We start from the raw sequence: 26,429 nt of genomic DNA on the forward strand, positions 1-26,429 counted from the left end.
AGCGCTTCGCACTCCAGCGGGAGCAAGCTCCCTCGCCACAAGTAGTGCGTTGCTCTTACCGGCACGCACACGACCCTGCGGTCTTTGGGAGCAACACCTATGTTGAACACCCTTCTTCCAATCCTGTTGTTCGCCGCCCTGGGCCTTGCGGTTCTGGGCGCGTTGCGGCGGGTAGCCATGTGGCGCCGGGGCCGAGCCTCGAAGGTCGACCTGATCGGCGGCCTGTTCGCCATGCCCAAGCGCTACATGGTCGACTTGCACCACGTCGTTGCGCGGGACAAATACATCGCCAACACCCACGTCGCCACGGCGGGCGGTGCGGTGGCGTCCATCGTGCTGGCGATCGTGGTGCATGGTTTCGGCCTGCATAACCGCATCCTCGGGTATGCATTGCTGTTGATGTCGGCGGTGATGTTCGTTGGTGCGATCTTCATGTATCTGCGCCGGCGCAACCCACCGAGCCGTTTGTCCAAAGGCCCGTGGATGCGTCTGCCGAAAAGCTTGCTGGCGTTTTCGGCATCGTTCTTCCTGCTGACCCTGCCGGTGGCGGGCATCCTGCCGGAAAACTTTGGTGGCTGGCTGGTCGCGGCGATCCTCGGCATCGGTGTGCTGTGGGGCGTGTCGGAATTGTTCTTCGGCATGACCTGGGGCGGGCCGATGAAGCACGCCTTCGCCGGTGCGCTGCACCTGGCCTGGCACCGTCGCGCCGAGCGTTTTGGTGGCGGCCGTTCCACCGGTTTGAAACCGCTGGACCTGAATGACCCTGGCGCACCGCTGGGCGTGGAAAAACCCAAGGATTTCACCTGGAACCAGTTGCTCGGTTTCGACGCCTGCGTACAGTGCGGTAAATGCGAAGCGGCATGCCCTGCGTTCGCCGCTGGCCAACCGCTGAACCCGAAAAAACTGATTCAGGACATGGTCGTCGGCCTTGCCGGTGGCACCGACGCGAAGTTTGCCGGGAGCCCCTATCCAGGCAAGCCGATTGGCGAGCACAGCGGCAATCCGCATCAGCCAATCGTCAACGGGCTGGTGGACGCCGAAACCCTGTGGTCGTGCACCACCTGCCGCGCCTGCGTCGAGGAATGCCCGATGATGATCGAGCACGTCGATGCCATCGTCGACATGCGTCGTCATCTGACTCTGGAAAAAGGCGCGACTCCGAACAAGGGTGCCGAAGTCCTGGAAAACCTGATCGCCACCGACAATCCTGGCGGTTTTGCACCGGGCGGACGGATGAACTGGGCGGCGGACCTGAACCTCAATCTGCTCAGCGAAAAGAAATCCACCGACGTGCTGTTCTGGGTCGGCGACGGCGCCTTCGACATGCGCAACCAGCGCACGCTGCGCGCCTTCGTCAAAGTGCTGAAAGCGGCAAAAATCGACTTCGCGGTGCTCGGCCTCGAAGAGCGCGACAGCGGTGACGTGGCCCGACGCCTGGGCGACGAAGCGACCTTCCAGTTGCTGGCCAAGCGCAACATCCAGACCCTGGCCAAATACAGTTTCAACCGCATCGTAACCTGCGATCCGCACAGCTTCCACGTGCTCAAAAACGAATATGGCGCCTTCGATGGCAACTACCTGGTGCAGCACCACAGCACCTACATGGCGGAAATCATTCAGGCTGGCGCGCTCAACCTCGGTCAGCACAAAGGCGACAGCGTGACCTATCACGACCCGTGCTACCTCGGCCGCTACAACGGCGAATACGAGGCGCCGCGTCAGGTCCTGCGTGCCCTCGGGATTGAAGTCAAGGAGATGCAACGTTCCGGCTTCCGCTCGCGCTGCTGCGGCGGTGGCGGCGGTGCGCCGATCACCGACATTCCGGGCAAGCAACGAATTCCCGACATGCGCATGGAAGACATCCGCGAGACCGGCGCCGAACTGGTGGCCGTGGGTTGTCCACAGTGCACGGCGATGCTCGAAGGCGTGGTCGAACCCCGGCCGCTGATCAAGGACATCGCCGAACTGGTGGCCGATGCGCTGCTGGAAGACGACGCGGCAAAGCCCGCCGCGCCGGCCAAACGTGAACCTGCGGAGGTGCACTGATGAGCGACATTATCCGCCGCGACCCCCGCGCCGAATGGATCGCCCGTAACCGACTGCATCCGCTGCACGCGGCCATGCAGCCGGCGCAACACAGCTGGATGGGACCCAATGGCGTCATCCGCAAGAATCCCCATGGGATGGGTTTTATCGGTCCCAACGGCATCAAGCGCATTGACCGTAGTGGCGCTCAACAGGGCGGGACGAGCAAACGCTCGGCCGCCGTTGAAGTGCAATTGCCGTTGCATCAGGTGACCCAGCCCGCGTTCTACATCTGCGTGGTGCCGGACATGGTCGGTGGCCGCTTGGGCAGCCACGACCGCGATCTGTTGGGCCTGGCCCATCAGTTGGCCGGCCAGGACGGCGCCGTGCTGGCCGTGGTCTTCGGTGAACACAAGGAAAACGCGTTTACGACCGCAGGCGTCGATCGCCTGCTGGTGCTCGATGGCGAAGCATTCAGCGGTTATGCACCGGAGCAACGGGTCCAGGGCCTGCGGGCTGTGGATAACCAGTTCAACCCGCGTCACTGGTTGCTGCCGGACAGCCGCAGCGGCGGCGGGGAACTGGGGCGGCGCTTCGCTGCGGCCTTGGGCGAACGCCCGGCCACCCGGGTCTGGCAGGTCAAGGATCAGGAATGCATCGGCCGTGCTGGTGCGGGTTTGCAAGACCTGGCCCGCCCGCTTGCGCGTTTGATTCTGGCCGCTGTCGAATGCGCCGAACCGGTCAGTGAAACCCGTCACGAAGCGTTGCCGGTCGAGTTATCCACAACCGTCGCGCGCAGCTTGTCGCGCATCGAGGATCTGGGCGCGGTGGCGGTGGACCCGGCGGCAATTCCAATGGCCGAAGCCGAGTTCATTTTCTCCGGCGGCAACGGGGTCAAGGACTGGGGACTTTTCCACAGGACCGCCGAGGCATTGGGTGCCACCGAAGGCGCGTCCCGGGTTGCCGTGGACGATGGTTTCATGGCCCGCGACCGCCAGGTCGGCGCCTCGGGCACCTGGGTCACTGCGCGGGTCTACGTGGCGGTGGGGATTTCCGGGGCGATCCAGCATCTGCAAGGCATCGGAGCCTGCGACAAGGTGGTGGCTATCAACCTTGATCCTGGCTGCGACATGATCAAACGGGCCGACCTGTCGGTGATCGGCGAGAGCGCCGAGATTCTTCAAGCCTTGATCGCGGCGGTAGAGGCCTACCGCAACGACGCCAAGCGCGATGCGGCTTAAGGGAAGGAAAGGGTTATGAGCACGAAAATCATCAGCCTGGTGTCCATCGGCGCCCACCCGACGTCCGGCCGTCCACGTCGCGCCGAACAGGATGCGCGTGCCGTGGAACTGGGTCTGCAACTGGCTGGGGATAACTTGCAGGTGCTGCATGCCGGCGATGTCGCCGAGCGCGCGTTGCGCGCTTATCTGGGCATGGGGCTGGAGCAATTGCATGTCCTGGAACAACCCGAGGGCGCGGATGCGCTGCCGGCGCTGACCGCGTATTTGCGCGATGCCGGCGCTCAGGTGGTGTTGACCGGCAGTCAGGCTGAAACCGGCGAAGGCTCGGGCATGTTGCCGTTCCTGTTGGCCGAAAGCCTGGGCTGGCCGCTGGTGGTGGGGTTGGCGCAGGTCGAGTCCATCGACGGCGGTTCGGCGTTGGTGCTGCAGGCCTTGCCCCGTGGTCAGCGCCGTCGCTTGAAGGTTCGCTTGCCGTTCCTGGCGACGGTCGATAACGCAGCGCCCAAGCCTCGCCAGAGCGCTTACGGCCCGGCCCGGCGTGGGGTGTTGCAGGCTGATGAGGTTGAAGTCGTTGACGACGAATTGCTGGCAGTCGCCACCCTGCAACCAGCCAAGCCTCGGCCAAAACGCTTGAAGGTGATCAAGGCCAAGAGCGGTGCCGATCGTATGAAAGCCGCGACGGCGAAGGCCAGCGGTGGCGGTGGGCAAGTGCTCAAGGGCGTGACGGCGCAGGCGGGGGCTGAGGCGATTCTCAAGCTGCTGATCGAAGAAGGCGTCGTCCGTTAACCTGATAACCCGTACTGATCCAAGGTGGGAGCGAGCCTGCTCGCGAAAGCGGACCGACAGTCAACGGTGATGTCGCCTGAGCCGCCGCCTTCGCGAGCAAGCTCCCACAAGGAAACATTAATGACCATTGAATTTCGTTCGGCCCTACGCGCGGACGCGCGGCCTGCCTGGTTCTCCACAAACTCTGTTAGCGCTTCTGTGGATAACATGTTCGCCCCTCGCTGCATCCCCCGAAAATCAAGCCCTGCAGCCCGTAGATCAAAAAACGAACAGCCTAACCCATGGTTTTTACAGCAGTTTTCTTGAGGATAAGTGTGAGCGCGAAGCAAAACTTGTCCCCGATCTCTGTTGGCGCTTCTGTGGATAAGATGTTCGCTGACCGCTGTAGGGCCCATGGAACGTGGCTTTCAGGAGCGTGGTTGTTTTTTGATCGATATGATGTTTTTCAGCGGTAAACCTCGCATAAGCCCAGAAAATTCGAGGTTTTCAGCGGTTTTCCACAGCGACTCCAAAGTTGCCCCCAAAGTCTGTTGGCGCTTCTGTGGATAAGGTGTTTACGATCCTCTGAAAGCCGCTAAATTCGTGATCTGTAGCGCTTTGATCAATTAATGAACAGTCGCTCTTGAAAATGTTCATTCTGGATAAGTCACGGATTTTCTTCGGTTTCTGTGGAGAAAGTTTTCAAGATTTCCACAGTTGTCCCCAATTGCTGTGGGTGGAGGTGTGGATAACTTGTTTGCGGAACGCTGTGAAGCAAATCTGGCGTGGGCTAGAGGAAGTTAGATCAATATTTGTACAGATTCGTGCAAATCCCTATTCGCGAGCGCCATAAGGCGTTGGACACAGTCGTCGATCAATAAACGCTGATTCATGATCCTTCGCGGGCTTCTGTTTCTAATTGCCAAATGTGATAACAGACTGACATTTGTGACAGGTTTCTCTCGCCGTTCGTGGCGCTATGGTGACGTTGAATTTTTTCGCCGATGAGGATTGATCGTGAACGAGGATGAAGAGCATACAGACGCTGACGCTGGTGAAACCCATGCCTATAATTTGAATAGCTGGATGTCGGATCTTCACTCATCTATCAAACATTTAAGAATTAGCGATCTTAGTCTGCCGAGTGCACATAATTCCGGATTCGATGTGGAGGGGAATCCAAATGCTTTCTTTGATACGTGTCAAGATAAAAGCTTTCGCCACCAACTCGATAATGGTGTGCGGGTACTGGATATCAGACTGAGATGGTTTTCCGGTTATGGGCCGGAGAATATAAATCGGGGACTGATGTTTTATCATTCGAGTACTTCAGTCCGCACCTTTGCGAACATGTTGAATGATGTGGATCGCTTTCAGGAGGCCAATCCAGGTGAAATTGTCTTTCTTGATTTTCATCTGTTCGAGGCGCAAAGAGAGGACGAGCCTGTTCCATATGCCTTGATTCATGCGCATTTCATGCGGCACTACACAAGCAAGATGTTGCCCTTTAGTGCGCGTGATTTGAACCTTGACGAAATAAGAGCCCAATACTCGGGGCCAAGAATCATTGTGGCCGCACCTAGCGTGTTCTGGAACGATGGAACGGGAGGCGCAATACCCGTGCGCGATCGAAGCTATTTTTGGGACCGGATTGATCATGAGTGGGTCGGAGGCGGCGAGGTCAGCGTTGACAGACTCAAGAGCTTTATGAATGAGGTGATGCGTAATCCACCCTCAGGCGATTATCCATGGTCAATGTCCGCAACCGCCTATAATTTTATTGAAGGCCCGGTGAATCTAGTTGAAACACTGGCGAGTTGGTACCCGACGGACGGGGAGTGGCAGCGAAAGAGCAACATCATTAATTTCGATTGGTGTACCCGTTCAAACTCGATCTTGATCAGGCAGTGCATCGAGAGCAATAGCCTTAAGCCGGCACGTTCTCTTCCTTTACCAATCGTCTTATCTCCAGTGGAAGGGGATGTCCTGCCTACATTCAGGCCGATCGTCAGTGGGAAAGGCGTGCCTGGCGCGACCGTTTATTTTTATTGGAGTGGTCGGTGGGATAATACCTATGGCCAGGCTGAAGTCGGCACGGATGGAGTATGGACGGACCGTTTTTCACGCGATTTGCCTGACGCTACGTTTGAATTATCGTGTAATCAACTACTCAATAGCGCTCGGTCGAAGTACTCGCTCCCGGTAACCTTTACCGTTGGTTTGTCAGCACCTGTTATCCGCACGCCAATCAACGGCGATGAATTTGAATCATTCAGGCCGACAATTAGCGGAGAAGGAACGCCGGGTGCGACCGTTCATTTTTTTGAATCAGGGTTCGGCACGGTACTCTATGGTCAAGCCGAGGTCGGCGACGATGGCAAATGGATTGGCAGTTTTACTGTGGATGTTCCTGTCAGCTCTTTTTCGATAGTGTGCAATCAAACGTTGAATGGGCTCGAATCGGACTACTCGCTACCGGTTACATTCACCGTTGTTTTGTCAACGCCTGCTATCCGCTCACCCATCGATGGGGCCGCGGTGTATACACTCAGGCCGACCATCCGCGGCCTGGGTGAGCCGGGCGCGATCGTTCGTTTTTTTCAGAAAGATGTAGGGATCGGCCTTTTTGGTACGGCATTGGTCGACATCGAGGGGCGATGGTGTGGCACCTTTACCATGGACGTACCCCAGAGTCCGTTTTCGTTTGAGTGTGATCAAGTACGCGAGGATTTTCGCTCGAAGTGCTCACGGCCGCTGACGTTCACTCTGCGTGTTGCTCGTCAGTGTTATCTCCACGTGAGTCGGGAGTTCACTGGCGAAAGCGGTCAGGCAAACAGTCAGGAAAAACGATGAGGCCGGTGCGTCACGAACGCACAGGCCTCATGTCATGGTGTATCAATAACGTTTCTGCACTCAGCCGCTAACCGGAACCCCTTTGAGGTAAGGCGCAGGCTCAGCCCCCAGATTGTTCAACATCCGCTCGCTGTACCAATCCACGAAATTCACCACGCCAAACTCATAGGTCTTGGAGTAAGGCCCAGGCTGGTACGCGGTGGAGTTGATGCCGCGCTGGTTTTCTTCGGCCAGGCGACGATCCTGGTCGTTGGTGGCGTCCCAGACCTGGCGCATGCGGTCGACGTCGTAGTCCACGCCTTCGACAGCGTCCTTGTGCACGATCCACTTGGTGGTGACCATGGTTTCCTGGGCGCTGATTGGCCACACGGTGAACACGATGATGTGGTCGCCCATGCAGTGGTTCCACGAGTGCGGCAGGTGCAGGATGCGCATCGAGCCCAGGTCCGGGTTCTTGATGCGGCCCATGAGCTTGGCGCAGCCCTGTTTGCCGTCAAGGGTCATCGACACGGTGCCCTTGAGCAGCGGCATGCGCACGATGCGATTGCGCAGGCCGAAACTGGCGTGGGCGTAAGGGATCTTCTCGGCTTCCCAGGCAGCGGCGGAGGCGGCCACGTGGTCCTTGAACGCCTGGTCGGCGCGCGGGTCGGTGACGTCGTCCCATTCCAGAAGGGTTTTCAGCAGTTCCGGGTGCGACGCGTTGCAGTGATAGCACTCGCGGTTGTTTTCCAGCACCAGTTTCCAGTTGGCCTTTTCCATCAAGGTGGTGGTGATCGCCACCTTGGTGTTTTCCATGTCGTACGGTTCCATGTAATGGCTGAGCGTCGACAGGAAGTCATCGATGGCCGGCGGGTTTTCCGACAGGCTGATGAAGATGTAGCCGCCAGCGGTTTTCACGTTCACCGGCTTGAGGCCATATTGCTTCATGTCGAAGTCGGCGCCCATTTCGGTGCCGGCGAACAGCAGGCGACCGTCGAGTTCGTAAGTCCACTGGTGATAGTGGCAGACCAGTTTCGCGACCTTGCCTTTTTCGCTGGTGCACAGGCGCGAGCCACGGTGGCGGCAGACGTTATGGAAGGCGTGTACTACACCTTCGGCACCGCGAATCACGATGATCGGGTTCTTGCCGACCTGCAGGGTCAGGTAGTTGCCCTTGGCAGGGATTTCGCAGGTCATGCCAGCGATCAACCACTCTTTCTGAAAGATTTCCTGCATGTCGATATCAAACAGACGCTCGTCCGAGTAAAACGGCTGCGGCAGCGAGAACGTGCGCTCGCGCTCTTGCAGCATCTGCGCGGTGGCCTTGCGTGCGGGTTCCAGCGGATCGCCCAGGCTCAGGGTAGTAGTGACGTCCATCGATTCAATCCTCATGGCCATTCTGTGTGGCCGGCGAAAGTGGCTAATCAGGTGTGCTGCTTCGGGTTGCTACGCAAGGTGTAAAGAATGTGTCTTGGTATGGGGCGAGTGTGGGGCCGGCGCTGGCCAGAACCTTATCCATGGGCGACATGATGCAATCTGTTCCCGACGCGCAACCCCCGGTAGTTGGGGGCTGGTCGCGATAAGCATGTCAATGTCGCAGATAGGTAAATGGGTGATCTGCGCTATACGCAGAATCGCCAACATGAAGGCCGACAGTCGGCCGTGGAGATCAGCATGTCCAACAGCTTCCTGAACCCGGTAACCACCCAGACCTGGGCCAATGGTCGACACATCGTCCGTTGCGTCAAAGTCATCCAGGAAACCTGGGATGTGCGCACCTTCTGCTTCATGGCCGACCAGCCGATCATGTTCTTCTTCAAGCCGGGGCAGTTCGTCACCCTGGAGCTGGAAATCGAAGGCCAGCCGATCATGCGTTCGTACACCATTTCCAGCTCGCCATCGGTGCCGTACAGCTTCTCGGTGACCATCAAGCGTGTGCCGGGCGGCAAGGTGTCGAACTGGTTGCACGACACCCTTCACGAAGGCCAGGAGCTGGCGGTGCATGGCCCGGTCGGTCTGTTCAACGCCATCGATTTCCCGAGCCCGAAAGTGCTGTACCTCAGCGGTGGCGTCGGGATCACGCCGTGCATGTCCATGGCGCGCTGGTTCTATGACACCAATGCCAACGTCGACATGACGTTTATCCACAGTGCCCGTTCGCCCAAGGACATCATCTACCACCGCGAGCTGGAGCACATGGCGTCGCGGATCGACAACTTCAGCCTGCACCTGATCTGCGAGAAACACGGGCTGGGTGAGCCGTGGGCCGGTTATCGCGGTTACCTGAATCACAAGATGCTGGAACTGATGGTGCCGGACTTCCTCGAGCGCGAAGTGTTTTGCTGCGGCCCGACGCCGTACATGAACGCGGTGAAGCGCTTGCTCGAGGCCGCTGGTTTCGACATGTCGCGTTACCACGAAGAGTCTTTCGGGGCGACCCCGCCCGAGGCGCGCGCCGACGCAGTGGAACACGCCGAGCAGGCGGCAGACGCACCGGAGCTCGACCTGGCGGACCTGCATCAGGTGGAATTCACCGCGTCGGGGAAAAGCATACGCGTCGCCCCCGGCGAAACCGTTCACGCAGCGGCGGCCAAGGCTGGCTTGCTGATCCCGAAAGCCTGCGGCATGGGCATTTGCGGCACCTGCAAGGTATTGAAACTGGGTGGTGAAGTGGAGATGGAGCACAACGGCGGGATCACCGAGGAAGACGAAGCCGACGGATTTATCCTGTCGTGCTGCAGCGTGCCGAAAGGCGATGTGCGGATCGAGTTCTGATAACCGCCATAAAAACTGTGGGAGCTTGCTCGCGATAGCGGTGGATCAGCCAACATGGGTGTTGAATCTGATGACGTCATCGCGAGCAAGCTCGCTCCCCCAGGTACGGTGTTTTCAGTCGACGAATAGGTCCGTCATTAACTGTTCGTTGCTGTCCGGCTCGAACCGATAGTGTCCGAACTCCGTTACGCCGTTTTCCCGCAAAACCTCCTCATCAATCAACAACCGCCCGGTCAGGCTGCGATTCGCGCTGCTCAGGATGATATGCGCCGAATCCGCCATGATCGCCGGCGTTCGCGCATGTTTGAACGACTCCCGTGACCCCAGCTGAAACTCGATCGCCGCTGTGGCAATCATCGTCTGCGGCCACAGTGAATTAACGCTGATCCCGTAATTCTTGAATTCCTCGCTCATGCCCAGCGTGAGCATGCTCATGCCGTATTTGGTCACGGTGTACGGGCTGTATTGGGCGAACCATTTGGTGGCGAGATTCAGCGGCGGCGAGAGGTTGAGGATGTGTCCGTTGGACTTCTTCAGGTAGGGCAGCGCGGCCTGACTGCACAACAGCACGGCGCGGGTGTTGATCTGGTGCATGAGGTCGAAGCGCTTGAGTTCGACGTGTTGCACCCCGGTCAACTTGATCGCCCCGGCGTTGTTGACCAGCGCATCAATGGCGCCGAAGTGTTCGTTGGCCTGGGCCAGTGCTTCCTGCACAGCCTCTTCGTCACGCACATCCACCTGCAACGCCAGCGCCTTGCCGCCGGCCGCCTCCACTTCCTGCGCCACACTGAAAATCGTCCCCGGCAACTTGGCGTGGGGCGCGGCACTCTTGGCGGCAATCACAATGTTGGCGCCGTCACGCGCAGCCCGCAGCGCGATCTCACGACCAATCCCACGGCTGGCGCCAGTGATGAACAGGGTTTTGCCTTGCAATGACATGCGTGCGCTCCTGATTGTTGTTATGTGAGCGGTGGCTCGACAATCAGGGTAGACGATGTCTTCCGGCGCAAGAGGTCATGTGGCGAGGGAGCTTGCTCCCGCTGGGCTGCGAAGCAGACCCTAAGTCTGAAAATGCGGTCTGTGAGGCAGACCGCGTTGGCAGGTTTTACGGCGGCTGCGCCCCCGAGCGGGAGCAAGCTCCCTCGCCACAATTTAGCTGTTTGTCAGTCAGGCGGTCATCACTTCGCGGATGTCGCGGGCCAGCTCACGGACGCGTTCTTCTTCGGTGTCCCACGAGCACATGAAGCGGGCGCCGCCGTTGCCGATGAAGGTGTAGAAGCGCCAGCCCTTGGCGGTCAGTGCGGCGATGGCCGGTTCCGAGAGTTGCAGGAACACGCCGTTGGCCTGGACCGGGAACATCAGTTCAACGCCTGGGATGTCGCTGACCAGTTCGGCCAGCAGCTGCGCGCAGTGGTTGGCGTGGTTGGCGTATTTGAGCCAGGCGGCGTTTTCCAGGATGCCGACCCACGGCGCCGACAGGAAGCGCATCTTCGAGGCCAGTTGCCCGGCCTGCTTGCAGCGGTAATCGAAGTCTTCAGCCAGTTTGTGGTTGAAGAACAGAATCGCTTCGCCCACGGCCATGCCGTTTTTCGTGCCACCGAAGCACAGCACGTCGACACCGGCCTTCCAGGTCAGGTCAGCCGGCGAGCAACCGAGGAATGCACAGGCGTTGGAGAACCGCGCGCCGTCCATGTGCAGGTTCAGGCCCAGCTCTTTACAGGTGGCGCTGATGGCGCGGATTTCGTCCGGGGTGTAGACGCTGCCGACTTCGGTGGCCTGGGTCAGGGTCACCACACGCGGTTTTGGGTAGTGGATGTCCTGGCGCTTGAGCGCGACTTCACGGATCGAATCCGGGGTCAGCTTGCCGTTCTCGGTGCGGGCGATCAGCAGTTTGGAGCCGTTGGAGAAAAATTCCGGGGCGCCGCATTCGTCGGTTTCGACGTGGGCGGTTTCCGAGCAGATCACGCTGTGGTAACTCTGGCACAGCGACGACAGGGCCAGCGAGTTGGCGGCAGTGCCGTTGAAGGCGAAGAACACTTCGCAGTCGGTATCGAACAGTTTGCGGAAACCGTCGGACGCGCGGGCGGTCCACTCGTCGTCGCCGTATGCGCGCTGGTGGCCGTGGTTGGCCTGTTCCATGGCAGCCCAGGCTTCAGGGCAAATGCCGGAATAGTTGTCGCTGGCGAATTGTTGGCTCTTATCGGTCATGGCCTGCTTCCGTGGTCGGGACGCCTATGGTGAGGCGACCCGTGGTCGATGATGGTGCGCACTTTACCGAAGATCGTCCGGGGAGCACACGGGATGTCACTGTCAGAACGTTACAAGGATGCCGGGCAATTATGCACATGACTACGTACCTAAAGCAGCGCGATGGTGCACTGGATTTGCTCAAGTGGTTGGCGCTATTGAGCATGGTGCTCGATCACCTGCGATATGTCGGTTACTCCGTCGATCTGTTGTATGTGCCGGGTCGTTTGGCATTTCCGTGGTTTTGTCTGGCAATGGCGCTGAACCTGGCGCGAAAATCCGCGCAAGAGAGCGATGGACAGTGGCGCTATCTGAGCTGGTTGTTGCTGTTTAGCGCGCTCAGCGAAATCCCCTACCGGATGTTCATTCCCAATCCCGACACGCTCAACGTGTTGCCTACGCTTGTCCTTGGTTTGCTGGTGGCGCGCGGCTGGCAGCAACCGACGCTTCAATCGCGCTTGCTGGCTGTGGGCGCCTTGTTGCTGGCGGCGTTTTTTTCGCAACGTGTGATGTTCGGTTTTTTCGGCGTGTTGTTACCGCTGGTGCTGCTCTGGGTCATCCATCGTCCCTGGTATTTCGCGCTGCTTGCCGGGCTGGTTTGTCTGGCCGCCAATCAATGGCAGGTGCTGTATTACTCCGTTCGACTGGGTAATCACGTGGCCATGGCGGCCGTCGCCACTTGTCTGATTGCGCCATGGCTGGGGCTGTTCCTGTTGCGACACGCCCAGGGCGTAAAACCACCGCCAATGCGACGTTGGGCGTATGCCCTTTATCCCGTGCATTTCCTTCTACTGCTGCTCGTCCGCCACATCGCCACGTGACCCTGTGGGAGCTGGCTTGCCAGCGATAGCGGTGAGTCGGCCGCCCTCAATGCCGGATGTGACGCCGCCATTGCTGGCAAGCCAGCTCCCACAGGGTTTCTCGATGATTTTGGAGTTGTGTTCGGCATGCCATTTCCCGCCATGTCGTAAACGCACCTTTGCGTGGCGCCCGTAGGCATTTGATCTCTCCAAGCCAGTCATACCATCGCTATCAAAGGGCACTGCCGAAACGCCAGTGCCTTACCGTGACGAATGGCGCACAGATGCCGCTGGGAGAGACGCGATGTTCAGCAAGCAAGACCAGATCCAGGGTTACGACGATGCACTGCTGGCGGCGATGAATGCCGAGGAGCAACGTCAGGAAGATCACATCGAGCTGATCGCGTCGGAGAACTACACCAGCAAACGCGTGATGGAAGCGCAAGGCAGCGGCCTGACCAACAAATACGCCGAAGGCTATCCGGGCAAGCGCTACTACGGTGGCTGCGAGCACGTCGACAAGGTTGAAGCCCTGGCTATCGAGCGCGCCAAGCAGCTGTTCGGTGCCGATTACGCCAACGTCCAGCCGCACTCCGGTTCCTCGGCCAACAGCGCCGTGTACCTGGCCCTGCTGCAAGCCGGCGACACCATTCTCGGCATGAGCCTGGCCCATGGCGGTCACTTGACCCACGGCGCCAAAGTGTCGTCCTCGGGCAAGCTGTACAACGCCGTGCAGTACGGCATCGACACCAAGACCGGCCTGATCGATTACGACGAAGTCGAGCGTCTGGCGGTCGAGTGCAAACCGAAGATGATCGTTGCCGGTTTCTCGGCCTACTCCAAGACCCTGGACTTCCCGCGTTTCCGCCAGATCGCCGACAAGGTCGGTGCGCTGTTGTTCGTCGACATGGCCCACGTTGCCGGTCTGGTCGCTGCCGGCCTGTACCCGAACCCGCTGCCGTACGCTGATGTGGTCACCACCACGACCCACAAGACCCTGCGCGGTCCCCGTGGCGGCCTGATCCTGTGCAAGGCCAACGAAGAGATCGAGAAAAAGCTCAACGCCGCAGTCTTCCCAGGCGCCCAGGGCGGTCCGCTGATGCACGTGATCGCCGGTAAAGCGGTGTGCTTCAAGGAAGCGCTGGAGCCAGGCTTCAAGGCTTATCAGCAACAAGTGATCGACAACGCCCAGGCCATGGCCGGCGTGTTCATCAAACGCGGCTACGATGTAGTGTCCGGCGGTACTGATAACCACCTGTTCCTGGTCAGCCTGATCCGTCAGGGCCTCACCGGCAAAGAGGCGGACGCAGCACTCGGTCGCGCCCACATCACCGTCAACAAAAACGCTGTCCCGAACGATCCACAGTCGCCGTTCGTGACCTCCGGCCTGCGCATCGGCACCCCGGCGGTGACCACGCGCGGTTTCAAGGTGACCCAGTGCGTGACCCTGGCCGGCTGGATCTGCGACATCCTCGACAACCTCGGCGATGCCGATGTCGAGGCCAATGTCGCCCAGCAAGTGTCGGCACTGTGCGCGGACTTCCCGGTTTATCGCTGAGCGCGGTTTTGGAGTAAATGACTATGCAACGCTATTCGGGCTTCGGCCTCTTCAAACACTCCCTCAGCCACCACGAAAACTGGCAGCGCATGTGGCGCACGCCGACCCCGAAAAAGGTCTACGACGTGGTCATCGTCGGCGGTGGCGGGCACGGTCTGGCGACCGCCTACTACCTGGCCAAGGAGCACGGCATCACCAACGTGGCCGTGGTCGAGAAGGGCTGGCTGGGCGGCGGTAATACTGCGCGCAACACCACCATCGTTCGCTCCAACTACCTGTGGGACGAGTCGGCGCACCTGTACGAACACGCGATGAAATTGTGGGAAGGCCTCTCCCAGGACCTGAACTACAACGTGATGTTCTCCCAGCGCGGCGTCTACAACCTGTGCCACACCCTGCAGGACATCCGTGATTCGGAGCGTCGGGTCAGCGCCAACCGCCTCAACGGCGTTGACGGTGAACTGCTCGATGCCAAGCAAGTGGCCGACGAGATTCCGTACCTCGACTGCTCGAAGAACACCCGCTACCCGGTGATGGGCGCTACCGTCCAGCGTCGCGGCGGCGTGGCCCGTCACGATGCCGTGGCCTGGGGCTTTGCCCGTGCCGCCGACGCCTTGGGCGTGGACCTGATCCAGCAGACCGAAGTGATCGGTTTCCGCAAGGAAAACGGCGTGTGCATCGGCGTCGAAACCAACAAGGGCTTCATCGGCGCCAAGCGCGTCGGCGTGGTCACTGCCGGTAACTCCGGGCACATGGCCAAGCTCGCCGGCTTCCGTCTGCCGATCGAATCCCACCCGCTGCAAGCGTTGGTGTCCGAGCCGATCAAGCCGATTATCGACAGCGTGATCATGTCCAACGCCGTACACGGCTACATCAGCCAGTCCGACAAGGGCGACCTGGTGATCGGCGCCGGTATCGACGGCTACAACGGCTACGGCCAGCGTGGTTCGTACCCGGTGATCGAGCACACCATCCAGGCCATCGTCGAGATGTTCCCGGTGCTGTCGCGCGTTCGCATGAACCGTCAGTGGGGCGGCATCGTCGACACCACCCCGGACGCCTGCCCGATCATCTCGAAAACCCCGGTGCCGAACATGTTCTTCAACTGCGGTTGGGGCACCGGCGGCTTCAAGGCAACACCCGGCTCGGGCAACGTGTTTGCCGCGAGCCTGGCCAAGGGTGAAATGCACCCATTGGCCGCACCTTTCTCCATCGACCGTTTCCACAACGGTGCGTTGATCGATGAACACGGCGCTGCTGCGGTCGCCCACTAACAGGAGAAATCCCCATGTTGCATATCTTCTGTCCTCACTGCGGCGAACTGCGCTCCGAAGAGGAATTCCACGCATCCGGCCAGGCGCACATCCCGCGTCCACTGGATCCGAACAGCTGCACCGACGAGGAGTGGGGCGACTACATGTTCTTCCGCGACAACCCTCGCGGTCTGCACCATGAACTGTGGATTCACGCCGCCGGTTGCCGTCAGTACTTCAACGCCACCCGCGACACCGTGACCTACGAGATTCTCGAAACCTACAAGATCGGCACCAAGCCACAATTCACCGACAAGACCGATAGCCCGAAAGCGGCCAGCACGGCTCTGGGAGAGAAGGTATGAGCCAGATCAATCGCCTGTCCAACGGCGGACGGATCGACCGCAACAAAGTCCTCAGCTTCACTTTCAACGGCCAGAGCTACAAAGGCTTTGAAGGCGACTCCCTGGCCGCTGCATTGCTGGCCAACGGTGTCGACATCATCGGTCGCAGCTTCAAGTATTCCCGTCCGCGCGGTATCTTCGCCGCCGGCGCCGAAGAGCCGAACGCGGTATTGCAGATCGGCGCCACCGAAGCCACGCAAATCCCGAACGTACGCGCCACGCAACAAGCGCTGTATCAAGGCCTGGTCGCCACCAGCACCAACGGCTGGCCGAGCGTGAACAACGACATGATGGGGATTCTCGGCAAGGTCGGCGGCAAGCTGATGCCACCGGGTTTCTACTACAAAACCTTCATGTACCCGCAATCGTTCTGGATGACTTACGAGAAGTACATTCGTAAGGCCGCCGGTCTTGGCCGCTCGCCGACCGAGAACGATCCGGACACCTACGACTACATGAACCAGCACTGCGACGTGCTGATCGTCGGCGCCGGCCCTGCTGGCCTGGCCGCTGCTCTGGCGGCTGCACGCAGCGGCGCTCGTGTGATCCTGGCTGATGAGCAGGAAGAGTTCGGCGGCAGCCTGCTCGACTCCCGCGAAAGCCTCGACGGCAAGCCAGCGATCGAATGGGTCGCCAGCGTCATCGCCGAACTGAAGAACACCCCGGACGTGCTGCTGTTGCCGCGCGCCACGGTCAATGGCTACCACGACCACAACTTCCTGACCATTCACGAGCGCCTCACCGATCACCTCGGCGATCGCGCTCCGATTGGCCAGGTGCGTCAGCGCATCCACCGGGTTCGTGCCAAGCGTGTCGTACTCGCCACCGGTACTCACGAGCGTCCACTGGTCTACGGCAACAACGACGTGCCGGGCAACATGCTGGCCGGCGCTGTCTCGACCTACGTGCGCCGCTACGGCGTGGCACCGGGCAAAAAACTGGTGCTGTCGACCAACAACGATCACGCTTACCGCGTGGCGCTGGATTGGCTCGATGCCAGCCTGCAAGTCGTCGCCATCGCTGACGCCCGCAGCAACCCGCGTGGTGCGCTGGTGGAAGAAGCACGTGCCAAAGGCATCCGCATCCTCACTGGCAGCGCCGTGATCGAGGCCCGTGGCAGCAAGCATGTCACCGCTGCCCGCGTGGCCGCGATCGATGTCAAAGGACACAAAGTCACCAGCCCTGGCGAGTGGCTTGAGTGCGACCTGGTCGCCAGTTCCGGCGGCTACAGCCCGGTGGTTCACCTGGCTTCGCACTTGGGCGGCAAACCGACCTGGCGTGAAGACATCCTCGGTTTCGTACCGGGCGAAGCGCCACAGAAACGCGTGTGTGTCGGTGGCATCAACGGCGTCTACGGCCTCGGCGATTCCCTGGCGGATGGTTTTGAAGGTGGTGTGCGCGCAGCCAGCGAAGCGGGTTTCGGTCCGGTCGAAGCGACCTTGCCGAAAGCCCTGGCGCGTCTGGAAGAGCCGACGCTGGCGCTGTTCCAGGTGCCCCATGAAAAGAACACCGCACGGGCGCCGAAGCAATTCGTCGACCTGCAAAACGACGTCACCGCCGCCGCCATCGAACTGGCGACCCGGGAGGGCTTCGAGTCGGTCGAGCACGTCAAGCGCTACACCGCGCTGGGCTTCGGCACCGATCAGGGCAAGCTCGGCAACGTCAACGGTCTGGCGATTGCCGCCCGTTCGCTGAACGTGACCATCCCGCAGATGGGCACCACCATGTTCCGCCCGAACTACACGCCGGTGACTTTTGGCGCCGTGGCCGGTCGTCACTGTGGGCACATCTTCGAACCGGTACGTTTCACCGCACTGCATCACTGGCACCTGAAAAATGGCGCCGAGTTCGAAGACGTCGGTCAGTGGAAACGCCCGTGGTACTTCCCGAAATCCGGTGAAGACATGCACGCGGCGGTCAAGCGCGAATGCAAAGCCGTGCGCGACAGCGTCGGCCTGCTGGACGCGTCGACCCTGGGCAAGATCGACATTCAAGGTCCGGATGCCCGTGAGTTCCTCAACCGCATCTACACCAACGCCTGGACCAAGCTCGACGTGGGCAAGGCCCGTTACGGCCTGATGTGCAAAGAAGACGGCATGGTGTTCGACGACGGCGTAACCGCTTGCCTGGCCGACAACCATTTCGTGATGACCACCACCACCGGCGGCGCTGCGCGCGTGCTGCAATGGCTGGAAATCTACCAGCAGACCGAATGGCCAGACCTGAAGGTGTACTTCACTTCCGTGACGGATCACTGGGCAACCATGACCCTGTCCGGGCCGAACAGCCGCAAGCTGCTCAGCGAAGTCACCGATATCGATTTGAGCAACGAAGCGTTCCCGTTCATGACCTGGAAAGAAGGTCTGGTCGGTGGCGTGCCGGCGCGGGTGTTCCGGATTTCGTTTACCGGTGAACTGTCGTACGAAGTCAACGTGCAGGCCGACTATGCGATGGGCGTGCTCGAGAAAATCGTCGACGCCGGCAAGAAGTACAACCTGACCCCGTACGGCACCGAAACCATGCACGTGCTGCGGGCCGAGAAGGGCTTCATCATCGTCGGCCAGGACACCGACGGCTCGATGACGCCTGACGACTTGAACATGGGCTGGTGCGTCGGTCACACCAAACCGTTCTCGTGGATCGGCCAGCGCGGCATGAATCGCGAAGACTGCGTGCGTGATCAGCGCAAGCAACTGGTTGGCCTCAAGCCGATCGATCCGAACAAGTGGCTGCCGGAAGGCGCGCAACTGGTGTTCAACACCAAGCAGGCGATTCCGATGACCATGGTCGGCCACGTGACCTCCAGTTACGCGCACAACTCCCTGGGCTATTCGTTCGCCATGGGCGTGGTCAAGGGCGGCCTGAACCGCATGGGTGAGCGTGTGTTCGCGCCACTGGCGGACGGCAGCGTGATCGAGGCGGAAATCGTTTCTTCGGTGTTCTTCGATCCGAAGGGTGAACGCCAGAACGTGTGATTGCCGGATGTGGTGATGACTGTAGGAGCCGGCTTGCTGGCGATGAACGATAACGCGGTGCACTTGATACCGCGTCGTCTGGATCGCCAGCAAGCCGGCTCCTACAGGAGGCAACCGCACCCTCAACAGAATTCAGGAAAGGTGCTTTATGACCGCAGCCAATGTTTACCAACAACGCCCAACCACCGGGGCCAAGGCCGAGTCGTCGCTGCATCACGCCGACCTCGCCAGCCTGGTGGGTAAAGGTCGCAAGAACGCCGGTGTGACCGTGCGTGAGAAAAAACTCCTCGGCCATTTGACCATTCGTGGCGATGGCCACGATGCCGCGTTCGCCGCCGGTGTGCACAAGGCCCTGGGCATCGAATTGCCGGGCGCGCTGACCGTCATCGTCAAAGGCGAAACCAGCCTGCAATGGATGGGCCCTGATGAGTGGCTGCTGATCGTGCCGACCGGTGAAGAATTCGCCGCCGAGCAAAAACTCCGCGAAGCGCTGGGCGACCTGCATATCCAGATCGTCAACGTCAGCGGCGGCCAGCAGATCCTCGAACTGAGCGGCCCGAACGTGCGCCAGGTCCTGATGAAGTCCACCAGCTACGACGTGCATCCCAACAACTTCCCGGTGGGCAAAGCCGTCGGTACGGTATTCGCCAAGTCGCAACTGGTGATCCGTCACACCGCCGAAGACACCTGGGAACTGTTGATCCGCCGTAGCTTCTCGGATTACTGGTGGTTGTGGTTGCAGGATGCGGCCGCTGAGTACGGGCTTAGCGTCCAGGCGTAATTGTGGCGAGGGAGCTTGCTCCCGCTCGGCTGCGCAGCAGTCGTAAAACCTGAGTCCGCGTTCCTTCTGCAGGAATGCGGTTGCTGAAATAGGGGTTGCTTCGCAACCCAGCGGGAGCAAGCTCCCTCGCCACAGGTATTCGCAGTCGCCTAGGTATTTTCGAACAGGAGTCACCGCACTATGAGCCGCGCCCCAGACACATGGATTCTGACCGCCGACTGCCCCAGCGTGCTCGGCACCGTGGACGCGGTGACCCGCTTTCTGTTCGAGCAGGGCTGCTACGTCACCGAACACCATTCCTTCGATGACCGGCTCTCGGGTCGCTTCTTCATTCGCGTGGAATTTCGTCAGCCGGATGGCTTCGACGAGCAGTCGTTCCGCGCAGGCCTGGCCGAACGAGGCGAATCCTTCGGCATGGTCTTCGAACTGACCCCGCCGCACTACCGGCCGAAAGTGGTGATCATGGTCTCCAAGGCCGATCACTGCCTCAACGACTTGCTTTATCGCCAGCGCATAGGCCAGTTGTCGATGGACGTGGCCGCCGTGATCTCCAACCACCCGGACCTCAAGCCGCTGGCCGACTGGCACCAGATTCCGTACTACCACTTCCCCCTCGACCCCAACGACAAGCCGTCGCAGGAGCGTCAGGTGTTGCAAGTGATCGAAGAGTCCGGCGCCGAGCTGGTGATTCTTGCGCGCTACATGCAGGTGCTGTCGCCGGAACTGTGCCGCAAACTCGATGGCAAGGCGATCAACATCCATCACTCGCTGCTGCCGGGTTTCAAGGGCGCCAAGCCGTACCACCAGGCTTACAACAAGGGCGTGAAACTGGTCGGCGCGACCGCGCACTACATCAACAACGACCTGGATGAAGGGCCGATCATTGCCCAGGGTGTCGAGGTGGTGGATCACAGTCACTATCCGGAAGACCTGATCGCCAAGGGGCGGGATATTGAAGGGCTGACCTTGGCGCGGGCCGTCGGGTATCACATTGAGCGCCGTGTGTTCCTTAACGCGAACAGAACAGTCGTTCTCTAGATCGCCATCGCTGGCAAGCCAGCTCCTACAGGGGGTTTGTGTCGTTCACAAATTTTGCGTTCGCCCCGAATCACTGCAGGAGCTGGCTTGCCAGCGATGAGGCCCTTACAAGCAACACAAGAAACAGCATCTGTACCCGAGCACTTAACGCGCTGCCTGCCTGGGCAACGCGGTTCCATAAAAACAACAGCGAGGTGAAAGCATGTCTGGCAATCGTGGTGTGGTGTATCTCGGCGCTGGCAAGGTCGAAGTACAGAAAATCGACTATCCGAAAATGCAGGACCCGCGCGGTCGCAAGATCGAGCACGGGGTCATTCTCAAAGTGGTTTCCACCAACATTTGCGGCTCCGACCAGCACATGGTGCGCGGTCGTACCACCGCGCAAACCGGCCTGGTGCTGGGCCATGAGATCACCGGTGAAGTGATCGAAAAGGGCAGCGACGTCGAGAACCTGAAAATCGGCGATCTGGTGTCCGTTCCGTTCAACGTGGCTTGCGGGCGCTGCCGTTCCTGCAAGGAGCAACACACCGGTGTCTGCCTGACCGTCAACCCGGCCCGCGCCGGCGGCGCCTATGGTTACGTCGACATGGGCGACTGGACCGGTGGCCAGGCCGAATACGTGCTGGTGCCGTACGCCGACTTCAACTTGCTGAAACTGCCGGACCGCGACAAGGCCATGGAGAAAATCCGCGACCTGACCTGCCTCTCCGACATCTTGCCAACCGGCTACCACGGCGCCGTCACTGCCGGCGTCGGCCCGGGCAGCACCGTTTACATCGCTGGCGCAGGCCCGGTCGGCCTGGCCGCCGCCGCATCGGCCCGTCTGTTGGGCGCAGCCGTGGTGATCATCGGCGACGTCAACACCATCCGCCTGGCCCACGCCAAGGCCCAGGGTTTTGAAATCGTCGACCTGTCGAAAGACGCGCCGCTGCACGAACAGATCGCCGCATTGCTGGGCGAGCCTGAAGTGGATTGCGCAGTCGATTGCGTGGGCTTCGAAGCCCGCGGCCACGGCCATGACGGTGTGAAACACGAAGCCCCGGCCACCGTGCTCAACTCGCTGATGGGTGTGGTGCGCGTGGCGGGCAAAATCGGCATTCCGGGCCTCTACGTCACCGAAGATCCGGGCGCTGTCGACGCTGCCGCGAAAATGGGCAGCCTGAGCATCCGTTTCGGCCTGGGCTGGGCCAAATCCCACAGCTTCCACACCGGCCAGACCCCGGTCATGAAGTACAACCGCCAGCTGATGCAGGCGATCATGTGGGACCGCATCAACATCGCCGAAGTGGTGGGCGTGCAGGTGATCAGCCTGGACCAGGCGCCGGAAGGGTACGGTGAGTTTGATGCAGGCGTGCCGAAGAAGTTTGTGATTGATCCGCATAAGTTGTTTAGTGCGGCGTAAGCTTTAAAAGAAAGGGCGATTTAAAATCGCCCTTTGCTTTGCGGATTAAGGGTTGAGCTTTTTCGTTTTTGTATGTTGAAGATTTTATTTATATCCGGTTCTTGTACGTATCTATCTTCATTGACTCTTACAAGCATTACGTCGGAGTACATGCGTTCTTTCATGACTAGTTCTCGAGCCTCCGGAATGAATCTGTAATCTAGACTCAGTACTTTTTCTGCGGGGTTCTTGACGTAGACTGCAAGTAATCCTTCAGGGTTTCTAGCGAACATTTTTGCTGATTTGAAGTCGGCGTAACTCTGAGCTTTTGAAATGTCGGAGGTCGAATAAAAACCAGTTCCGTAGGATAGCTGTGACTTTGTGTCAAAACTGGCTTGGGGGCCAGTGCGTTGCATTGTTTTTGCATAATCTTCGGAAGTTCCATGGTATCCAACTAGTTCATAGTTGGTGCCATTTTTTTGTATTGAAAAAGGTGGTTTCAGCGTTCTGATAGCCGGTTTTTTGGGGGGCGGCTTTTTAATTATTCCCAAGCTTCTAAGTATAGGTTTCAACGCGCTGGGGATATGTCCTGTCGGATCACTCCGATTCACCGGATCCCCCACACAATACGCATACCCATTCAACCCACCCTCCCCAAACGGACTCCAACTGTCCGGGCTGTTAAATCGCATCAACACCGGGTTAAACGCCCGATAACCATTCCCCAACAAATAACATCCCGTCACCGGATCCGGTCGTTCGCCGTTGAAGCCGAGCAGGCTGAGCGGACCGTTCTCCGCCGGGCGATGACCGTAGGGCGCGTAGGCGAGGGGATTAAGACGAGTCGCGTTGAGTACGTTCAACACCGAACGCTGTTGATCGGTGGCCAGCAACCGCGTGTCCACGACACCGCTCTGATGCTGCTGCTGTGCCAACAATTGGTCCTCGTGCTGCATGATCGAACGCTGCACTGCGCCTTGAATCTCGGTGGCCAGCCGATCTTTCAGGTAAAAGCGCCGGGTGGTGGCTTGCACCGCAGGCGTGCAATCCGCCAGTCGATCCAACGGGTCGTAGTGGTAACGGCAGAGCAACGTTTCGCGATTGGGCTGCATGGACTGTCTTCCTGAGTGATTCAACGATCCAGGGTTTTACTGTGGCTCAATCGACCAAGGCTGCCTACTAGCAGATCTGATAGGTCGTCGGCATCAGAACCGCTTAGTGACGAGCGGCTGGGAAATGCACGCTGACCTGAGGAACACGCTCACGCTTTCCCGGTCAAATCGGCAGCTTTGCGCCCGTCAGCCGGGCGTTTTCATGACGCAAGAGGATGTCGGGATGAAGATTTCACGCGGTTTTGCATTGGCATCACTCATGACCCTGGCAGCCAGCCCGGTCTTCGCACAATTCAGCCTGGGCGATGCAGCCAATGCCATTGCGGGGATGAAAGGTGAAAACGCGGCGACTGACGCGGCGCCTACTCCGGAAACGGCGGATCTGTTAGGTGCGCTCAGCCAATTGAACATTACCCCGCAACAAGCCGTCGGCGGCACCGGAGCAATGTTGGGGTTGGCGAAGAATCAGTTGAGTTCGACCGACTATTCGGAACTGGCCAAAAGCGTGCCGGGCATCGACAAGCTGTCGGGCGGCGGTGAGCTGGGTGCCCTTGCCGCGTTGCTCGGCTCCAGCGGCAAGGCTGCCGGACTGGATAACGCCTTGGGCAACGTCAAGGACACCAATGACTTGAACACCGCCTTCAGCGCCTTGGGCATGGACACCGGCATGATCGGCCAGTTTGCCCCGGTGATCCTGCAATACCTCGGTCAACAAGGCGTCGCGGGTTCGCTGCTGCAAAGCCTGGGCGGCATTTGGGGGACAGGCGTCACCGGTAGCTGATCAACGGTTTTCCGCGCGCAGCGCGTCGATGCGTTGGTCTTTCTCGGTCCAGAGCTGGTTGACCCAGTTCTGGACTGTTTCACGAAACTGCGGATCGTTTTCGTAATCGCCTCGCCACAGCGCCGGGTCGAGTTCGCGGGTCTTGATGTCGATGATGACCCTCGGCACGTTGCCGCTGATCAAGTCCCAGAAGCCTGGAATCTTTTGCTGCGGATACACCACCGTCACATCGAGAATCGCATCCAGCTGTTCACCCATCGCCGCCAGCACGAACGCCACGCCCCCTGCCTTTGGCTTGAGCAAATGGGTGAACGGTGATTGCTGCTGAGTGCTTTTGGCCGCAGTAAAACGCGTGCCTTCCAGATAATTGACCACGGTCACCGGCTGGCGCTTGAACAGCTCGCAGGCTTGTCGGGTGATTTCCAGATCCTTGCCGGCCAGTTCCGGATGCTTCGCCAGGAAGGCCTTGGTGTAGCGCTTCATGAACGGGTAATCCAGCGCCCACCAGGCCAGGCCGAGGAAGGGCACCCAGATCAGTTCTTTCTTGAGGAAGAATTTGAAGAACGGCGTGCGTCGGTTCAGCGTCTGGATCAGCGCCGGGATATCGACCCAGGATTGATGGTTGCTGATCACCAGATACGACGTGTCGCGACGCAGATCGTCGCCACCGCGAATGTCCCATTGGGTGGGGATGCACAGGCGGAAGATCAGCTTGTCGATTTCGGACCAGGTTTCGGCGATCCACATCACCGCATTTGACGCGTAATCGCGAAAGCGACCGGACAGGACCAGTTTGAGCAAGGCAAACACCATCAAAGGCCCGATCAGGACCAGGGTGTTGAGCAACAGCAACAGGGTAACGAAACAGCCGGTGAGCAGGCGGCGCATAGGCAACTCTTGAAAGCGTTTGGGCGCGCCATGATAAGCAGCTTCGGGCGGCAGGCCAAATCGGTGACAACGAATGGTTTACCTTTGGACCGCTAACCTTGTGGGAACGATCATGCGAACAAAGGTCTAAAATCCCGCTGTTCACTTCTCATGGAAGCCCACTACGTGAAATCCCTACTTGCACTGATTGCTCTCATCGCCCTGCCGGTCATGGCCGCCGAGCCGACCCTGTACGGGCGTTATGAATACATTGCGCTGCCGGAAATCGGCGGTGAAGTGCTCAAGGCCAAAATGGACACCGGTGCCCTGACTGCGTCGCTGTCGGCCAAAGACATCGAAACCTTCACCCGCGATGGCGAAGACTGGGTGCGTTTCCGCCTCGCCACCAAGGATGCGAGCAACAAGGTCTACGAGCACAAAGTGGCGCGGATCAGCAAGATCAAGACCCGTTCCGAAGAGGACGAAGATGATGACGAAAAAATCGCACCCAGCAAGCGCCCGGTGGTCGATCTGGAACTGTGCCTGGGCAACGTCAAGCGCACGGTCGAGGTCAACCTGACTGACCGTAGTAGCTTTAATTATCCGTTGTTGATTGGTGCCAAGGCGTTGCGTGAGTTTGGCGCGGCGGTGAACCCGGCTCGACGGTATACGGCGGACAAGCCGGATTGCTAGCGAATCCCGTATCTTGGATGTTTGACCCAATCATCCCTTTCCTTGGCACAGCGGTAACGCTTGTTCGATTTTAGAGTTGAATCAAATATCGGCCCCCGTTTTCCTGATCCGAAATCCGGTGAAGCTCTAGACCTTCGGCATCGTTGCAATCATTGATGGCCGCTGACTCACCTCGAAATACCAGGCGGCCAATTGTGGATTTGCGCTGCGCCAGTCCAGATCCGGATGACGTAAGTCCACGTAGCCCAAGGCACACGCCACGCTGATCGCCGCCACATCAAAATGGCAGGTCAGCTCGGCGATCGCGTCTTTTTCCAGCAACGCCAGGGCGCGGCGGATTTTGTCGCGTTGGGCGTCGAGGTATTCATCCCAGTGTTTTTCCGGTGCGCGCAGGACGACTTCGTAGCGTACGAGTACGGCGGCATCCATGATCCCGTCGGCTAGCGAAGCGAGCGTCAGGCGCCGCCAGCGGGCCGAGCCTTCGCGAGGGATCAGTGGGTTGCCGACGTGCTGGTGGTCGAGGTAATCGAGGATCACCCGGCTGTCGTGGATGATGTTGCCATCGGCCAGGCGCAGGGCGGGGATTTTGCTCAGGGGGTTGTCGTCGATCAGCGTCAGGTCCGGGTCCACCGGAGTGAGCACGCAGTTCTGCAGGGCCACACGGTCCTGTTGACCGGTTTCGTGCAGCAGCACCATGACTTTACGAACAAAGGGCGAAAGCGAGTTGTGGTACAGGGTCATGCTCGGGGTGGACATGGCAACGTCTCGATCGGTGGCGGTGACGGGCAGCATAGCGTGTTGAGCCGTGAGCTCAAATGTCATGGCCTGGACCCCCTGTGGGAGCGAGCAGGCTCGCTCCCACAGGGACTGCATTTTATCTGGCAGGTTGTAGTGTCTGCCC

At 59.6% G+C, this 26,429-nt stretch carries 21 protein-coding genes; 15 read left to right on the plus strand and 6 right to left on the minus strand.

Going from position 1 to position 26,429, the window contains the following annotated elements; genetic code table 11:
* The first annotated feature begins 99 nt into the window (after positions 1–99).
* The 4 genes from dgcB (at position 100) to KHO07_RS02175 (ending at position 6,884) form a co-directional block, all read left to right on the plus strand.
* Positions 100–2,046 carry a dimethylglycine demethylation protein DgcB gene (dgcB, locus tag KHO07_RS02160; RefSeq protein ID WP_150734232.1) on the plus strand — a complete coding sequence of 649 codons (1,947 nt, stop codon included), beginning with the start codon at positions 100–102 and terminating at the stop codon, positions 2,044–2,046.
* Positions 2,046–3,266 (plus strand): electron transfer flavoprotein subunit alpha/FixB family protein, encoded by a 1,221-nt coding sequence (locus KHO07_RS02165; protein ID WP_212626365.1) that lies wholly within the window; start codon positions 2,046–2,048, stop codon positions 3,264–3,266. Before dgcB ends, KHO07_RS02165 begins: the two co-directional genes overlap by 1 nt.
* Before the next feature lie 15 nt (positions 3,267–3,281).
* Complete coding sequence (locus KHO07_RS02170) at positions 3,282–4,052, plus strand: electron transfer flavoprotein subunit beta (protein WP_212626366.1); 771 nt, start codon at positions 3,282–3,284, stop codon at positions 4,050–4,052.
* Positions 4,053–5,048: 996 nt separating this feature from the next.
* Positions 5,049–6,884 carry a hypothetical protein gene (locus KHO07_RS02175; protein WP_212626367.1) on the plus strand — a complete coding sequence of 612 codons (1,836 nt, stop codon included), beginning with the start codon at positions 5,049–5,051 and terminating at the stop codon, positions 6,882–6,884.
* 60 nt (positions 6,885–6,944) lie between these two features.
* Here the strand turns inward: KHO07_RS02175 and gbcA are convergent, their stop codons facing one another.
* Entirely contained in the window at positions 6,945–8,240 is a 1,296-nt protein-coding gene (gene gbcA / locus KHO07_RS02180) for a glycine-betaine demethylase subunit GbcA (protein ID WP_212626368.1), read from the minus strand.
* Positions 8,241–8,537: 297 nt separating this feature from the next.
* Here gbcA and gbcB point away from each other — a divergent pair, with 297 nt between their 5' ends.
* Positions 8,538–9,638, plus strand: coding sequence for a glycine-betaine demethylase subunit GbcB (gbcB, locus tag KHO07_RS02185; protein ID WP_212626369.1), 1,101 nt, complete (start codon positions 8,538–8,540; stop codon positions 9,636–9,638).
* Positions 9,639–9,752: 114 nt separating this feature from the next.
* On the opposite strand, the gene KHO07_RS02190 is transcribed toward gbcB, so the two are convergent.
* Together KHO07_RS02190 and KHO07_RS02195 are read right to left on the minus strand one after the other, a co-directional pair.
* The gene (locus tag KHO07_RS02190) at positions 9,753–10,577 is read right to left on the minus strand and encodes an NAD(P)-dependent oxidoreductase (RefSeq protein WP_212626370.1); all 825 of its coding nucleotides are present in this window, start codon (positions 10,575–10,577) and stop codon (positions 9,753–9,755) included.
* A 228-nt stretch (positions 10,578–10,805) separates the two neighbouring features.
* Positions 10,806–11,846 (minus strand): low specificity L-threonine aldolase, encoded by a 1,041-nt coding sequence (locus KHO07_RS02195; RefSeq protein WP_212626371.1) that lies wholly within the window; start codon positions 11,844–11,846, stop codon positions 10,806–10,808.
* Positions 11,847–11,977: 131 nt separating this feature from the next.
* Between KHO07_RS02195 and KHO07_RS02200 the strand changes: the two genes are divergently transcribed.
* The 8 genes from KHO07_RS02200 to fdhA all read left to right on the plus strand — a co-directional run bounded on the left by KHO07_RS02200 (position 11,978) and on the right by fdhA (position 22,096).
* Positions 11,978–12,706 (plus strand): TraX family protein, encoded by a 729-nt coding sequence (locus tag KHO07_RS02200; protein ID WP_244858262.1) that lies wholly within the window; start codon positions 11,978–11,980, stop codon positions 12,704–12,706.
* Positions 12,707–12,989: 283 nt separating this feature from the next.
* Positions 12,990–14,243, plus strand: coding sequence for a serine hydroxymethyltransferase (gene glyA, locus KHO07_RS02205; RefSeq protein WP_017341183.1), 1,254 nt, complete (start codon positions 12,990–12,992; stop codon positions 14,241–14,243).
* A 23-nt stretch (positions 14,244–14,266) separates the two neighbouring features.
* On the plus strand, positions 14,267–15,517 hold the full coding sequence (locus KHO07_RS02210; RefSeq protein ID WP_007980419.1) for a sarcosine oxidase subunit beta: 1,251 nt from the start codon (positions 14,267–14,269) through the stop codon (positions 15,515–15,517).
* Between the two features lie 14 nt (positions 15,518–15,531).
* A complete protein-coding gene (locus tag KHO07_RS02215; RefSeq protein WP_047534309.1) occupies positions 15,532–15,861 on the plus strand; it encodes a sarcosine oxidase subunit delta in 330 nt (109 codons plus the stop codon).
* Positions 15,858–18,875, plus strand: coding sequence for a sarcosine oxidase subunit alpha (locus KHO07_RS02220; RefSeq protein WP_212626373.1), 3,018 nt, complete (start codon positions 15,858–15,860; stop codon positions 18,873–18,875). The genes KHO07_RS02215 and KHO07_RS02220 overlap by 4 nt, the downstream gene beginning before the upstream one ends.
* A 148-nt stretch (positions 18,876–19,023) precedes the next feature.
* Positions 19,024–19,656 (plus strand): sarcosine oxidase subunit gamma family protein, encoded by a 633-nt coding sequence (gene soxG / locus KHO07_RS02225; protein WP_150734242.1) that lies wholly within the window; start codon positions 19,024–19,026, stop codon positions 19,654–19,656.
* Between the two features lie 180 nt (positions 19,657–19,836).
* Positions 19,837–20,694 (plus strand): formyltetrahydrofolate deformylase, encoded by an 858-nt coding sequence (gene purU, locus KHO07_RS02230; protein WP_075946216.1) that lies wholly within the window; start codon positions 19,837–19,839, stop codon positions 20,692–20,694.
* Positions 20,695–20,896: 202 nt separating this feature from the next.
* On the plus strand, positions 20,897–22,096 hold the full coding sequence (fdhA, locus tag KHO07_RS02235) for a formaldehyde dehydrogenase, glutathione-independent (protein ID WP_075946215.1): 1,200 nt from the start codon (positions 20,897–20,899) through the stop codon (positions 22,094–22,096).
* Positions 22,097–22,116: 20 nt separating this feature from the next.
* Here fdhA and KHO07_RS29080 read toward each other — a convergent pair whose 3' ends face one another.
* Positions 22,117–23,187: an RHS repeat-associated core domain-containing protein gene (locus KHO07_RS29080; protein WP_244858263.1), complete on the minus strand. Its 1,071-nt coding sequence runs from the start codon at positions 23,185–23,187 to the stop codon at positions 22,117–22,119.
* Positions 23,188–23,410: 223 nt separating this feature from the next.
* On the opposite strand from KHO07_RS29080, the gene KHO07_RS02245 reads away from it, so the two are divergent.
* The gene (locus KHO07_RS02245) at positions 23,411–23,968 is read left to right on the plus strand and encodes a DUF2780 domain-containing protein (protein WP_212626374.1); all 558 of its coding nucleotides are present in this window, start codon (positions 23,411–23,413) and stop codon (positions 23,966–23,968) included.
* Here the strand turns inward: KHO07_RS02245 and KHO07_RS02250 are convergent, their stop codons facing one another.
* Positions 23,969–24,856, minus strand: coding sequence for an acyltransferase (locus KHO07_RS02250; RefSeq protein WP_150736362.1), 888 nt, complete (start codon positions 24,854–24,856; stop codon positions 23,969–23,971). It lies immediately after the preceding gene.
* A 165-nt stretch (positions 24,857–25,021) separates the two neighbouring features.
* Between KHO07_RS02250 and KHO07_RS02255 the strand changes: the two genes are divergently transcribed.
* Positions 25,022–25,528, plus strand: coding sequence for an ATP-dependent zinc protease (locus KHO07_RS02255; RefSeq protein ID WP_150736361.1), 507 nt, complete (start codon positions 25,022–25,024; stop codon positions 25,526–25,528).
* 126 nt (positions 25,529–25,654) lie between these two features.
* Here the strand turns inward: KHO07_RS02255 and KHO07_RS02260 are convergent, their stop codons facing one another.
* Positions 25,655–26,284, minus strand: coding sequence for a glutathione S-transferase family protein (locus KHO07_RS02260; protein ID WP_150736364.1), 630 nt, complete (start codon positions 26,282–26,284; stop codon positions 25,655–25,657).
* Positions 26,285–26,429 lie beyond the last annotated feature (145 nt).

This window comes from Pseudomonas sp. PP3 (assembly GCF_905336995.1).
GTDB lineage: Bacteria > Pseudomonadota > Gammaproteobacteria > Pseudomonadales > Pseudomonadaceae > Aquipseudomonas > Aquipseudomonas reinekei.